At 55.5% G+C, this 13,536-nt stretch carries 15 protein-coding genes and 1 pseudogene; 11 read left to right on the plus strand and 5 right to left on the minus strand.

Features of this window, described 5'->3' with window-relative positions; all coding sequences use genetic code 11:
• The 3 genes from FSO04_RS47290 to FSO04_RS42820 form a co-directional block, all read left to right on the plus strand.
• A partial coding sequence (locus FSO04_RS47290) for a hypothetical protein (RefSeq protein WP_206753089.1) occupies positions 1-874 on the plus strand: 874 nt, incomplete at its 5' end.
• A gap of 228 nt (positions 875-1,102) precedes the next feature.
• The gene (locus FSO04_RS42815) at positions 1,103-1,357 is read left to right on the plus strand and encodes an ogr/Delta-like zinc finger family protein (RefSeq protein WP_154567411.1); all 255 of its coding nucleotides are present in this window, start codon (positions 1,103-1,105) and stop codon (positions 1,355-1,357) included.
• A complete protein-coding gene (locus FSO04_RS42820; protein WP_154567398.1) occupies positions 1,354-1,566 on the plus strand; it encodes an Ogr/Delta-like zinc finger protein in 213 nt (70 codons plus the stop codon). Before FSO04_RS42815 ends, FSO04_RS42820 begins: the two co-directional genes overlap by 4 nt.
• Before the next feature lie 191 nt (positions 1,567-1,757).
• Here FSO04_RS42820 and FSO04_RS42825 read toward each other — a convergent pair whose 3' ends face one another.
• The 3 genes from FSO04_RS42825 to FSO04_RS42835 all read right to left on the minus strand — a co-directional run bounded on the left by FSO04_RS42825 (position 1,758) and on the right by FSO04_RS42835 (position 5,010).
• Positions 1,758-2,594, minus strand: a complete 837-nt coding sequence (locus FSO04_RS42825; protein WP_154567399.1) for a HEPN domain-containing protein — start codon at positions 2,592-2,594, stop codon at positions 1,758-1,760.
• A complete protein-coding gene (locus FSO04_RS42830; RefSeq protein WP_154567400.1) occupies positions 2,595-3,782 on the minus strand; it encodes a DUF262 domain-containing protein in 1,188 nt (395 codons plus the stop codon).
• 550 nt (positions 3,783-4,332) lie between these two features.
• Positions 4,333-5,010, minus strand: coding sequence for a hypothetical protein (locus tag FSO04_RS42835; protein ID WP_154567401.1), 678 nt, complete (start codon positions 5,008-5,010; stop codon positions 4,333-4,335).
• Between the two features lie 397 nt (positions 5,011-5,407).
• Between FSO04_RS42835 and FSO04_RS42840 the strand changes: the two genes are divergently transcribed.
• The 3 genes from FSO04_RS42840 (at position 5,408) to FSO04_RS42850 (ending at position 8,545) form a co-directional block, all read left to right on the plus strand.
• Positions 5,408-6,166, plus strand: a complete 759-nt coding sequence (locus FSO04_RS42840; protein WP_154567402.1) for a hypothetical protein — start codon at positions 5,408-5,410, stop codon at positions 6,164-6,166.
• Between the two features lie 564 nt (positions 6,167-6,730).
• On the plus strand, positions 6,731-7,942 hold the full coding sequence (locus tag FSO04_RS42845; RefSeq protein WP_154567403.1) for an AAA family ATPase: 1,212 nt from the start codon (positions 6,731-6,733) through the stop codon (positions 7,940-7,942).
• Positions 7,943-8,545 carry a DUF4276 family protein gene (locus tag FSO04_RS42850; RefSeq protein WP_154567404.1) on the plus strand — a complete coding sequence of 201 codons (603 nt, stop codon included), beginning with the start codon at positions 7,943-7,945 and terminating at the stop codon, positions 8,543-8,545.
• Positions 8,546-8,659: 114 nt separating this feature from the next.
• Here the strand turns inward: FSO04_RS42850 and FSO04_RS42855 are convergent, their stop codons facing one another.
• Together FSO04_RS42855 and FSO04_RS42860 are read right to left on the minus strand one after the other, a co-directional pair.
• Positions 8,660-9,703 carry a phage portal protein gene (locus tag FSO04_RS42855; RefSeq protein ID WP_154567405.1) on the minus strand — a complete coding sequence of 348 codons (1,044 nt, stop codon included), beginning with the start codon at positions 9,701-9,703 and terminating at the stop codon, positions 8,660-8,662.
• Positions 9,700-10,443, minus strand: a pseudogene (locus tag FSO04_RS42860) (phage terminase large subunit family protein); the annotation flags it as partial. The gene FSO04_RS42855 and the pseudogene FSO04_RS42860, both read right to left, overlap by 4 nt.
• Before the next feature lie 153 nt (positions 10,444-10,596).
• Between FSO04_RS42860 and FSO04_RS42865 the strand changes: the two are divergent.
• The 5 genes from FSO04_RS42865 to FSO04_RS42885 form a co-directional block, all read left to right on the plus strand.
• A complete protein-coding gene (locus tag FSO04_RS42865; RefSeq protein WP_154567407.1) occupies positions 10,597-11,664 on the plus strand; it encodes a phage late control D family protein in 1,068 nt (355 codons plus the stop codon).
• 47 nt (positions 11,665-11,711) lie between these two features.
• Positions 11,712-12,191: a DUF2778 domain-containing protein gene (locus tag FSO04_RS42870; RefSeq protein ID WP_154567408.1), complete on the plus strand. Its 480-nt coding sequence runs from the start codon at positions 11,712-11,714 to the stop codon at positions 12,189-12,191.
• The gene (locus FSO04_RS42875; RefSeq protein WP_154567409.1) at positions 12,188-12,469 is read left to right on the plus strand and encodes a hypothetical protein; all 282 of its coding nucleotides are present in this window, start codon (positions 12,188-12,190) and stop codon (positions 12,467-12,469) included. The genes FSO04_RS42870 and FSO04_RS42875 overlap by 4 nt, the downstream gene beginning before the upstream one ends.
• A gap of 16 nt (positions 12,470-12,485) precedes the next feature.
• Positions 12,486-12,836, plus strand: coding sequence for a hypothetical protein (locus FSO04_RS42880; RefSeq protein ID WP_154567410.1), 351 nt, complete (start codon positions 12,486-12,488; stop codon positions 12,834-12,836).
• Positions 12,837-12,992: 156 nt separating this feature from the next.
• A partial coding sequence (locus tag FSO04_RS42885) for a transposase (RefSeq protein WP_166618379.1) occupies positions 12,993-13,536 on the plus strand: 544 nt, incomplete at its 3' end.

A 13,536-nucleotide genomic window follows, 5' to 3' on the forward strand; every position in this document is an offset into this window, starting at 1 on the left:
AGCACGACACAGCCAAAGAAGGAGAGAAAGAAGACCCAGACACCCACCGAATAACCCGCAAAGCTGGTCCAACGGGTGGGTCAGAATTCAATGCAAATCGTGGGTCAGGATTCCGTGCAAATCAACAGAGCCGCGGCAGGGCGTCAAAGCAACCGTTCCGTCAATTGAAGCGATACGGCGCATTGCACGCCAGCTTGAAAAAGCAGGGCTGCTGCGCTGCGAATCGACCGAAAAAAATCTTGTTTTTCGAACGCTTCTCGCTGAAACGGATTCATGCGTCCAGAAAAAAGCCGACAGGAAGCCGACAGGTCAAGCCGACACCATGAAACCCCCGCCAGCAAAAGCTCAGCGTCGCGAAGCCGACAGAGTGCAGTCGGCAAAAGCCGACACACACCCGGTATCCGGAGAAGCTCTTACTAATACCTCCTCCGCCACTACACACGCTAGTAGGGCACACGAAGCGACGGAGGGCGGTGGCGGTGGCGATGCATTGATCTGGCCTGAAAACCTCGAAGCCACCAGACGGGCAGCTATGGCCACCCTGATGGGTAGCCTAGCGCCAGACCTTAAGCAGCAGGTTCTGGACGAATGGCAGGGCGCTATGCAGGCGGGCGGCATCCGTTATCCGGCGAAATTCTTCGCCAGCATGATCAATGACGCAAGGAGCGGAGTTTTCATGCCCGAACATGCAGGGCGCGTGAGCGCGGGGCGTGAAGCCAGAAAAAAGCAGCTTGCAGAAATGGCGCGTCGTGATGCGGCGTTTTCCGCACAGGTTGCGGAATCGGCGCGATCGCTTCCACCGGGCGGGTCGATCAAGGCGATGCTCAGCAGCGCCATGAAGCGGACGAAGGAACGACCGTCGGCAGTGCAGTGAGCCCGCGGGTACGATCCGATGCACATTGATTGGGAGAATTGACATGCCGCGCTAGTACGTCACGCCCGATGGTCCTTTTGAAGTTGCGCCACTCACGAGAGCCGGCACCTGTCGGGTAACGTTCTGACGCGAGAAAACAGCATGCGAACGGGCAGAAGTCCGCTCGCTAAGGTAGATCAGAGCCGGGGGCGGCTCCCTTAGGCGGAATCGGAGGCCGAGATGATGAGAATGCAAATCGATTGTCCGTGCTGCGGTGGCGAGATTGATGCGCGGCATACAGAAAGCATGTCGCAAACGATGCGGCGAATGTACTTCGTCTGCGACGACTGCGGATACAGGACACCAGCGGGGTTCGAAATTCTTTTTTCGCTGTCTGCGTCCGCACGGCCGCGGGATGGCGTCTGCCTTGAAGTGCGACCTTCGACAATGCTGCGTGGTGCGGTCAACGCACGCACTGCGATCACCCGGGCGAACATGGCATGAGGTTCACCATCGCCTGCCCGCATTGTGGCGCACGTGGCATTGCTCGCGCGATGGAAAAGGAATCTGACACGCTTTGGATGATCGATTTCCAGTGCGACGACGTGACGTGCGGTCACACGTACCGGACGCGGCTCGAAATGTTTCCTCCAGAGACACCAATCCCGAGACGCGAAGGGGGAGTGTCCCGGCAATTTCAATTTCTAGTCTGACGAGCGGACAATTCGAATAAGGTCGATCGAAAGCAATTGTCGAGGCGTGGTCCCCTGGGAGCATAGACGCCCGACCATGGGGAGTCGGGCTCGCAAAACTGAGGAGTTTGATCGAGGCACCTCGTGGCAGCCCCAATCTCACTGCGACAGAACGTTCAAATGCGACGCAGGCCAGAGGATTACCGATCTTGCTAGACGGCAGCAACTGCTGCCGCGGCGGGTGCCGGTAGAGGCGCCCGGAAACCGCCTAGATACACTAACAAGACATCAACCATGACAGTCGATAGCACCTTAAGGAGTGCCGCACTATTAAGTACTTGGTCCGGGTCAGGAAATTGCGTGGCCGCGGTCGGGTGAGCGATTTGATTGCGCTCTTCCATTATTGCGTTCAATCGGTTTTGTACCTCAGCGGTTGTCTCGCGGTCGTTTTGTTTTTCGAGATGTAGCTTTACTTGAGCCTGCTTCCCGATTTCGCTCCAAAAACTTTCCATTCCGACACGCTTCATTAGATCGGCAATCACTCGGTCTTTCATGTTCGATTCGGTGATCGATAGGACCTCCGCATTTATCGTAAGTGGCGCGACTGCACCGCGTTGATTGTTGACGAGGCTCTCTAGCAATGCCGCGGCTTCTGCTTCGTCAAAACCATAGCGCCTCGGTTGCTGAGCCACTTCAAGTGTCCTTACGCGCAACTCGTTCCGGATCGAATCAGGCAATGCAACATAAGAGGCGACCTTTGATGCGATATCCTCAGCTGCCGATTGGATAACTTGCCGCACAAAATACTCGAAGCGCCCTGCGAGGTACAAGACTAGAGAGCCAGATAGGACCGGTAAGTCTGTACGCCGATTACGCGACTCCTCTAGTAGGACCATCGCCTCTGGCCAGGGCAAATGTGCTTCAGCAACCTGTGCAGGTGCGGCGCTTCCGCCGAACTCTCGAAACCGCTTTATAAAGTTGAGCAAATGTTCAGCGCGTTCAACATCGACGCGAAACTGTCGAAGAATCTCTGGCAGATCACTCATCATTCACGCCCGCGCTTGGAGAATTTCGGCCGCAAGGTCGACTCGCTCGCGTACCGACTCAATCGTATTGCCGCGCCCCACCAACACGTCGTACCGACGCGGATCACGCAACGCGTCCATGAGCGCATTTCGGATGGGGCCAGCGTTGCTTTCAATGTCTAGGTTTGGCGCGACGCTAAGTGCAATCATCAGCGCGTCGTAGAGCGGCCTGCTCGGTCGTCTCGTTGTTGGAAGGCGAAATGGAGTGCCATCGAAAAGCGCGACTAGCCTGCCAAGCAAGCTCAGAAATTCGCCTTCAAACGCCGTGGTAACTGCTTCCGGAACACGTGCATTCTCGTCCATATAACGGTCAAGAATACGACGGAGTGAGCCTTGGCGGTGATTCACATAGGCATCGCGAAGTGCGAAAAAGCGCAAAACCAGTTCGGCGTCCGCCAAAGACGCGAATAGTGCGTTCTTGAGCAGCTCCTCTGACGGCTCATTTTCCTCGTTCGGCACGTATGGTGGAATGTTCCAGGCAGTAGTGAAGGGCGTGGAACGGGCCAACTTTATGAGCAAGGCGTTGAGCGACCCAGGATAAAGCGCGTTGCGCAGTTCTTGCGGGTTAAGCCGAATGCCGCCTGTGTTCAGGCGGTCAAACAAAACCCGACGAACGTCGAGATCGTCTTCGGTTGAATCACGCGTTTCTGCAAGCAGGACAACGGCGGGTAGACCTCGACGCAGCAGACCCTTTTGCAAGACGTTGGGGAGGTCGTTGAAGCGCTTGCGGTCAAGCTCCGGCCAGTATTCAAGACCCGTCAGGGCGAAGTTGTTTGCCAGGAAGTCGCGGATCGTCTCCAATCGCTGCCGTCCGTCAATTACCTCATATTCGTTGTAGTCATGCTCGAACAGAAATATTGGCGGTACAGGAATGTTTAGGAGGAACGACTCTATGAGTAGTGAGCGCTTCTTCGTTGTCCACCGGAGGCGCCGTTGATAAGTTGGAGATGTGTCAATTAATTCGCGTCCAGGCTGTAGCGCGTGCCGTAGATAGTCAAGCTGGTAATCCTTGGTCTCGCGCACAACCCGCAGTTGACTCCGGGCGTACTTCTCCGCGGCATCGAGTGCGACCGTACCCGCAACCGGAGCCTCGTCTTCTTCCTCGAACCAATTGCTAACTTCGTCGGCGCTTATGTCGTTATTCGTGCTCATTCTCTATCCCAAGTCCGATCTGACCACACAATAGTTAACCGGCTAAAAACGGCCCACAAGCAGGCAAAATGCCGGCGTTCCTTCGCTTCCCCGTACATCTTCCCGCGCATTAGGCCGACATATTACACAAATCCGTAGGCGTGCCCTGGCGTTCAATGCTGAAGCCGCGGTGACTGCTGCCCTCGAAGCTACTGTGGAACAATTGCCGCGGGTCTTGGCCCGACTTGCTTGTGTCTATGACGGGGCCGGCATGGCGGCTAGACGATCGCTGCTCCCCCTCTGCGTGTTCCTTTGACCCTGCGACGCTCATGCATTGGATCGACCCTTATCTCCTCGTCTAGAAACTCGCGCTGATCCCCCGAAATCGGGGCCTGCTCGCCAGAGGGAATTGATGGCTTTCTCGTTGCACCTCGATGCTGCTGCTGTATCAGGCGCTGAGATAAATGCTCAATATCTTCCCACTGCGTAGCATCCTCACTGCGCGCTCTTGATCGGTAATTAATGGTCAAATCATAATAGTGCTTAAACCAATAATAGAATGAATGCCAAACTAGTTGAGAATCAATTGCCCCCCCCCCCGCTTCTCCAGCAGGGCAATATTCTCAAAAAAATCCAAGAGAGTATTTACATTAGAGTCAAAAATACAATCATCATGAATAAGCGCAAGAGCGGCGCCTGCCCTTGCTCTCTTTAATTCGTCACTCTCAAATTCCTTATTGAGATTGGCCAATATGCCGATTCCCATCGAATGACGGTTATGTTTGAGATTTAAAATAAGCGCAATTATGGAGACAACAACCGCCAACAAGGGGGCGGTGCTGGACATAAATTTCAAAGAATCCTGGCTTGGAGATTTTATGTAATACCAATAAAGCGAAGAAATAGAAAATCCGACCAAAACGGCGCAGGCAATCGCCACAAAAATTGATCTTGATAGAAAATTTATGAAATTTGAAAATTCAATTGCTATGATTTTATCCCAGGCTGGCGAATATTTAATCGACTGAAACGCCCATTCATTTGATGTCAGCCTTTCGAGGACAAAGTAGCGCCCTAAGCTTACATTCAAGCGTATGTCGCCCGACGGACCATGAATCGTACGCGGATTTTGATCGTCGTCGAAGAGATACACTCGCGCCCGCGCTCCCGCGTCTGTCCTGTACCGGATAACAACCGAGGAGGCATTCGCGGGCAAACCTGTGATAGGAATAGTCACCTTCTCGGCCATTTCTTGTTCTCCTGCTTGAGCCTCTACCCTTTATAGAACAAACACCCTCGCTGCGCTTGGGAGATTCGCGAGGAATAGCAAACAAAGGACGCCAGCAGACGAGATGCTATGCACCTATCTATTCGGCATGAGCCTGTGAACTGTCACGCGTGCGCTGCCTGTTCCAGTATTTCCTCGCCCCATTGGTTGATGCTCTTGCCGGCAGCAGCAACGCCGCCAGCAACATGCGCTTCGATACGGATCCGCACCATCAATTTGATCGAGGCAAGCCATGCGGATTACCTGTTCTTTCGACGTTATCATGCGATAGGCGCTATAACCATTGAGGGCGAATTTAAGGGTGACTGCTTGCGCTGAGCCCCGCAACGCCGACTAGATCCGGGAGAAGTTCAAAAACATGACACAAGCCGAAGCCTGGGAGTTCTTCAAGCAGTTCGTTCTGACCGGCGGTGGTGCAGCCGCTATTGCATACGGACTATTCAAGTGGCTCGGCCAAAAGTGGATCGAAGACAAGTTCTCTCAGCGTCTAGAGCACCTTCGGCAAACAAATGCTAAGGAGTTGGCCGAGTTGAAGGTCAAATGGGACACCGACCTTCAAGGCAAACTCAAGTACCAAGAGCGCGAATTCACTGTCATCCCCGATGCATGGGAGAAGCTTTCCGATGCGTTCGGACTTGTGAGCTGGCTCACCAGCCGGTCACAGCAGTATGCGGACGTCGAGGCAATGAATGATCCGGAGCTTGAGCAGTTTTTGAAAGACAGCGAGCTTCTCGAGACGCAAAAGCAGCAGTTGCGGCAGCGCACAGGGCGTGACCGGGCGGAGTTCTACCAGCACACGATTTTCTTCCACCGCTACCAGCGCACCGAAACCGCCGTTCGTCAGTTCTCTGTCTACGCCAACCGCAACTTCCTATTTATGCCAGACACGCTATTCGTGAAGCTCGGAACCTTGTCGGACCATTTATATAGCGCGCTAACAACTGTTCGCATCGGCCACGAGAGTCATCACGGGCCAATGATCGGGGAAGCCGCAGAAATTACGGCCGCGAAAATTCGCCCTCTGGTTGACGAAGTGCAAAGCGACATCCGCCAGTTGATGATCGCACACCGCAGGGAACAGGAGCAGCCACGGACCCCACCGCAAGGCCGGAATTGAGCACGGGCCGATGAATCGCGTCGAAGACTGCCTGCGCGCATCACATCGCATCACACGGACGGCTTTGAGGCGGTCCCGAATCTAGCGCAGACTGCCACTGCAGCGGTCAGCTGCATACTGCATCAAAACCAGCCACCCAAGAGAAGGGCAGGCGGGGAGGGGGACTGCGATCTTGCATCTAGGGGGGCTGTCTAGGGCAAGATGACGGCACGGCGGCGCTTAGCTGCTGCCAACCGGTTTGAAGCTAGGAAAACTCGCCAGAGGCTGATCGTCGCAAAGCCTTTAATCCAACATTGAAGTGCGTACGCTGCCGTGCGGGACCCAAAGCCCTAGGAGGCAGAGCGGCGGCATCCATCGCCGTTTCGAGACGAGGCAGTAGAAAGGGCGAGCAGTGAACGGCTATTGAACAGTAGATGGCCCCGCAACGTCCCTTTTACTCCGCAAGCCCGTGAACACACCCAATTTGATGAATTGCAGTACGAATGCCCGTTACTTTTAGCGTTGGCGAACGCCCGTCCGTGAGAGAATCGCGAACATTGAACTCATCTGGCCCTATGCCAAGCGATGATTACCTCGTTCCACATACAGAATTTCAGAACCTGTCGCGACGTCACCCTGTCGGGCACAACCCACGCCACGCTGTTGATCGGCAGGAATGGGGCCGGGAAAACGAATATTCTTTCGGCTCTCGAGTGGGTGGCAAGTGTCGCCGTCGACGCGAGCGTGCCGTCGATTGCTCCGTTCTTGGAGGGGGCCGCGGTTTCGTTGACATTGAAGTTTGGCGAGCGCACTTTCCTCTATTCTTTGAGTACGCACGGCTTCTCATCCAAAGATACGCAGCCGGGTTTAACGCTGTTGTACAACGACAAGCTGTTGGAAATAGGAGCCCGTGGCCGAGAGAAGCTGATTTTCGAGCGAGTCGGCGACGCCATAATTATTGCGGACGGCCGTCGCCGCAAGACGGTCGCGGTTCCTCCGGGTCTCGTGCGTACGTTCGACTTAGCACTCAGTATTGCCGCCGGTACGAGCGAGTGGCAACACATTAAAGACGTTCATGATTTTCTGACGGGAATTCGTTACTACGCTCTTGACGATCTACGTGCTAGGACGTTTTATGTTAGGCAGGACCAATACACGAGTTGGCTGCAAGACGAGGATGACGAGATATCGGGCGGTGACGCCGTGATATATCGATTGATTCGTTTGCATCAAGAGAAGAAAGAGATTTTCGACGAGATAGTTGATATTCTGGGGGAAAATGAGCTTAATATTATTAAAGATATAAAAATAGGAATATCAAACCCTTCTGCTGCGGCTAAAAGAAAGTCTAGTGGCAGCCAGGTGGAGCACGTCGCACCGAATGCACTTAACTCGTTTTATACGGTACATTTTTTTGTGCCCAGCGCAGAGTCTACTGTGCTTACCTACCAAGGATTATCTTTTGGTACAAGGCGAATTCTTCAGTTAATCGTTGCTCTGCTATATGACCGCTCCACGGTCATGCTGGTCGAACAACCTGAGGACGGCATACATCCGGGTTTGTTGGGAAAGCTGATGCGGGTGCTTCACAGCTACGCGTCTCCGACTCAGTTTTTTATGACGAGCCATTCGCCGTCGGTGGTGAACAGCGTTCCGGCTACCGATTTGCGAATCGTGATGAACGTTAAGGGAAAGACCAGATGCAGGTCCCTAACGACAGCGGAACTTGAGGACGCGAAGAAGTTCATTAACGAAGAAGGGCAACTTGCAGAATACGTAAGACTCCTGGAGCAATGAATGTATATTGTGATCGCAGAAGACGAAACTGACTATGAGGCGGTCAAAGTGTTCATTGAGCGTATCGCGCCAAAGAAGGTTAGCGTTGACGGATGCGGATTCGATGGGTGCGGGGACTTGGTCAATCAGGGGGCGCGTGTATTGAACACGCTCGCAAAAAAAGAAGTTAACAAATTCGTTATCGTTCACGACTGTGATGGTCATGCGGCGGATAATAGACGTCAGCTTGTTATAGACAAGATTGTAAAAAGAGTTACCGCCAAAGGGAATTTCTGCCTGTTGATCCCGAAAGAAGAATTGGAAGCATGGTTTTTCGCCGATATTTCTTGCGTGACAAAGATCTGGTCGGGGTGGCGCGTAGACAAGGATATCGATAAGAAATATCCGAGCCCAGAGAACGTGATAAAGCCGAAGGAGTTGATAAAAAAATTAAGCGTTGATCAGTCTCTAAAGCCACGGTTCAGTACGAATAAGAATAAGCTTTTGGCGCAGCATGTCGATCTTGGCAAAATTGAAAAAAAATGCCCCTCGTTTCTTCCACTCAAGCGATTTGTAGTGGAGGGTCTGTCGAATTATCCAGAGGACATCGGGGCGGCGGCGTAGGGCTATTCCCGCTTGGCCCGACGGGCAGATGACCGGGCACACCCCTTCGCGTTCGATAGATACTGAGTCGGAGCGGTCGCTTGGTTAGTGCGAATTGGAACCGTCGGTTGTTACTCAGGCTGCGACACCCGCCCGCTTGATACTGTAAGGATTGAACCGCACGACCTCGTCGCCGATCCACTCGTTGAGTTGCGTAAAACGACGTTGGAGCGGTTCGATTTCGTTTGCACCGAATACCTCGGCCGCCGTGTCTGCGGCCCCAAACCCGCCCGTATTGCTCGGCACCACGCCGATAAGCTGTGGCGGCACGCGATGCGCGGCAAGCAAGTCGTCGCGCGTCACATTCTTGATGTTGAAAAACTCGTCTTTCGCTGTGACCTCGGACACCGGGATTAGCTGAATCCCTTCCTTTTTCCCGTTCGGCGCATACATGAACAGGTTGCGGAAATTCCCCGGCCCCTTGCTGTTTTTCAACGCCTCGCGCAACGCGTCGACGTCTTCCTGTTTCTGAGCTGCGTCCGTCATGTAGAGGATGAACCCTGCATGCGATCCGTTCTCATAGTAGCGACGACGAAACAGCGTCGCGGACTCGTTCAACCATGCCGCATGCAGCGCACGGAGATATTCGGGTAGGCCGTACACTTCCTGATTAATATCCGGTTCCATCAAGTTAAAGATCACGCCCGGTTCGAATTCGTGTTTTTCCTGTATGCCGTTGACCTGAAAGAAGCGCTGCAAATCCGTCGCGCGGCGCATGTACTTCGCGGGCGCCCGCTTGAGTGCGAGCGTGCCGCCTAGCCGGTTCTGTTGCCTCTCAATCGGGCCATTGCCGAATACCAGGAAATCAAGCGCCCACTTGTCGAATTCCTCGCGAGTGAGCAACTTGTGGGGGATGAACGTGGACGACAACACGTTGCGCTTGAAGTAAATCGCGGAGCTGTGATGTACGCCGGCCCGAAATGACTTCGCGAGGCCGGCGAACGACACTGGCGGCTCAAACCATTCGCCGGCTGACCAGCTCTCGACGTACTCCAGAATCTCGGCCCGATCCATAACTGGCATCGGGTCGCCAAACGTGAAGGCCTCGGCCCGGGCTGGCGGTGCTGCAGCCGGCGCTGGTGCTGCGGCGTGCGTGTGGTTGTGTCTGCGCTTGCTCAATTTGAAAACTCCATAAAGCCTGTGTTGTTGGCGGTAATGCCCTCTAGCGGTTCATTACCGAGCGCGTGCAGGCAAGCCCATGCAAGATCGGCGTGTCCGGTTTCCTCGCTGCGGCTCGCCTCATAGGTGACATGCTTTCCGCTCGCGGTCATGGTTTTTCGGATAGCCATGAAGGATTGCGCCAGGTCCGTCCATCCCGCATCGAACTCGAGTCGGCCCTTACCGATCACCGACAGGCCTTTGAGTACGAGCCGCCCTTTAACCTCTGGCGAGTAGTTGAGCGCGACCGCGTTCGGGTAGAACTGGCGAACGAGCTGGTACACGCCCTGGCCGATGCCGGTCGTATCGATCGCCATGTACTCGACGTTGAAATCCTGAGTGATGCGCCTGATCGCATCGGCCTGGGCTTCGAAGTCCATCCCGCGCCATTGCTCCTTGTGCAACACGCGGAATTTGCCCCCCGGCACCGCAGGCGGCGCCACCACGATCAAGCCGGCCGAGTCGCCGGACAGGGCAGGGTCATAGCCGACCCATACAGGCCGGTAAGCGAAAGGACGGGGCGCCAGTGGTTTGAAGTCTTCCCAGAGTTCCCACGAATCCACCATGCAGCGCTGCAAGTCGGCGAGCGGGAAAATCGATGCAGTGTCATCAATGAAGTGACACATCAACAGGTTCAGATATTCCTCGGGGCTGTATTCAAGCCCCAACTCGGCGAGGTCGAACAGATTGCAACCGCCGGCCCCCGGCGCAGCAGAGGCCGCGATCAAGGGGCTGTCAACGGGGAGTGGAGAAGCACTCGACAAGGCATTGAGCGCGGCCAAAGACATATCGTCTGGCAACGGCGAAGCGGTCGCCGGCGTCGTTTCGTACATTCTCGAAAAATCGGGCGGCGCATGACAAACCAAATCGCCGCGATCGCGCGCCGGCAACCGCAGGCCGACTACCGCATCACGCTCGATGGCCGCGATCTGTCGCGCCTGATCGCGCCGAGCCTCATCAGCCTGTCGCTTAAGGAGTCACGCAGCGACGAAGCCGATACGATCGACCTCGTCATAGACGACTCGAAAAACACGTTCGCCATCCCGAAGCGCGGGGCGAACATCAAGGTAGCGATCGGATGGGTCGGCGAGCCGCTAGTCGATAAGGGGACGTTTTCCGTCGACGAAGTCGAGCATAGCGGCACGCCCGATATCCTGACGATCCGCGCGCGGTCGGCGTCGATGACAAACCAGATGCACGAGCGGCGCGAACAGAGCTGGCACGCGCAGACTATCGGCTCGATCGTGCGCGCCATTGCCGGCCGCCACTCCCTCAAGGCAGCGATCGCCGACGCACTCGCTACGGTTGCGATCGCGCACATCGACCAGACGCACGAAAGCGACATGTCTTTTCTGACGCGGCTCGCCAGGCGGTACGACGCCGTGATGAACGTCAAGGATTTGAACCTGCTGTTCATGCCCATAGGCTCTGGCAAGACAGCGAGCGGGAAGGCGCTGACCATGTTGAACCTGACGCGTGCAGACGGTGACACGCACCGCTACCACGTCGCGCAGCGTGAAAGCTATTCGGCCGTGCGGGCTCACTACCATTCAAACACCAAGGGAAAGCGCAAGTCGGTCGTCGTCGGTGGCGAAAACAACAGGAATGTGAAAGTGCTGCCGGAGGACTATGCGACCGAAGCCGAAGCGCGGGCGGCCGCCGAAGGCGAGTTTGCACGCACGCAGCGTAGTCAGGCGACGTTCTCTTACCAGCTCGCGCTCGGCCGGCCCGAGGTTTTCCCCGAACTGCCGGTGAACGTCGCCGGGTTCAAGCCAGAGATCAACGAAACGCCGTGGCTCGTGAAGGAGGCAACGCATTCGCTCAACGGCGATGGCGGGCTTACCACGTCGCTCGAAATGGAAGTTCGCGACGACCCGATCACTGACCGCCATCGCTCACATTTTCGGAAAGGCGGGCAGTGAATCCTCTGGTAAATTGACGGCCACAAAACAGCAAAGCGAGGCCGTTTATGCCTGTTGCATGCACTTTTCAGCTAAACGCCAAACCAACGTCTGTCCTGCAATGTGCAGGCATTGGCAATTTTGTTGCCTTCTCCGGCCGTGATAGCGGCAGGGACAACCCTGCAGCCGTCGAAAAAGAAATGATTGGACCGCTCCCGCCCGGGCGCTATTACATCGTCGATCGGCAATCCGGCGGCCACCTTGGCTGGCTTTACGACGTTGTACGGAAATATGGCTACGGCACTGACCGCGATCAATGGTTTGCTCTCTGGCGAGAAAAGACTGGCGATACGACCATCATTAATGGCGTCCACCGCGGCCAGTTCCGTTTGCACCCGATTGGTCCACAGGGCTTAAGCGAGGGATGCATCACGCTGACCAGCCCGCACAGCTTTGCGCAGTTTGCGACGTACCTGAGGAAGCAGGGTGCTACGTGGCCGGTCCCGGGCAGCTCTCTTAAGGCATACGGCTGGGTGGACGTGCAATGAAAAAGTTCGCGCGCATTGCTCTCTATCTTGTGGCAACCGTTGTTCTCGGTGATCTGTTAGCCCGTTACATCGCCGGGTTGCCCTACGAGATGTCACCGCTTACCGATTCCATTCAGTTTGTCTTGCGAGCGGTCGGACTTCAGCGGCTCGACAATGTGGATGACATGGAAACGTTGACGCTTGTCTTCATATTGCTTGCATCGATCGTTGCCACCGGGCTGATCCTTTGGCTTGCAATACGCGGTGGCCGCGCATTGCTGGCCCGCGTAGGGAAGTAGATTTTGGCCCGCATGGATGACCGATTTGAGCAATCTTGACGACGAAGCCCGCGCGGAACTGCTCTGCTACCTGGTGGTAGGGCAACTGGTCGCGCGAGCGCGTTCAGGCGATTGGCTGCGAACTGACCACACGGTTGAGTTGCTTGACATTTGGGTAAAAGGCAACGGGGCCCAAGCCAACTGGCTGGACCGTGTGCATCTTGGTGCTCTATCGGAAAAGGTAGCGCTGGATTTTGCTGAGTTGCCGTGGGCTGCGGATTCGGATTCGCTTGCGCAACTGTTCACCGATGGCTGGCGTATGGACTACCGGTCGCCGATTGTCCGCACGATCTATGCAGCCTGCGAAGTCAAGTTGAAGCCGGGCTAGGGCCGTTTAATCTCAGCCAAACCGCCTGAGCAGCAACCCCGCCAAGTGCCCTCCAAAACTGCAATGCTTAAGCCACGATAGGCGGCGGCCGGCCGAGCCTGTGTGAAAACGCACTCATCGCCTAAACTGAATCAACTCATTGAGACCGGGTGACTCATGAAGCGATTCGTTGAAGGCGATGACCGCAAGCAGGTCGCACTACTTCCCGAATGCGTCGATGACTACATCGGCCAGGACAACCCGGTCAGAATCGTCGACGTGTTCGTAGACGAACTGGACCTCACGACGCTCGGCTTCAACGGCACCACGCCCGCAATCACCGGCCGCCCGTCCTACCACCCTGGCGTGATGCTCAAGATCTATATCTACGGGTATCTGAACCGGGTACCCTCAAGCCGGCGTCTTGAGCGCGAATGCCAGCGCAATGTCGAGATGATGTGGCTGACGGGGCGTCTGGCACCGGACTTCAAGACGATCGCCGACTTTCGCCGCGACAACGGACCGGCCATCCGCAACGTATGCCGTCGTTTCGTCGAACTATGTCGCGGACTGAAGCTGTTATCCAGCGACATGGTGGCCATCGACGGCAGCAAGTTCAAGGCGGTGAACAGCCGCGACAGAAACTATACGGCCGGCAAGATCGACAAGCGTCAGCAACAGATTGAGGAAAGCGTTCAGCGATATCTCGACATGATTGAGA

It is taken from the genome of Paraburkholderia madseniana, from assembly GCF_009690905.1.
Classification (GTDB): Bacteria; Pseudomonadota; Gammaproteobacteria; order Burkholderiales; family Burkholderiaceae; genus Paraburkholderia; species Paraburkholderia madseniana.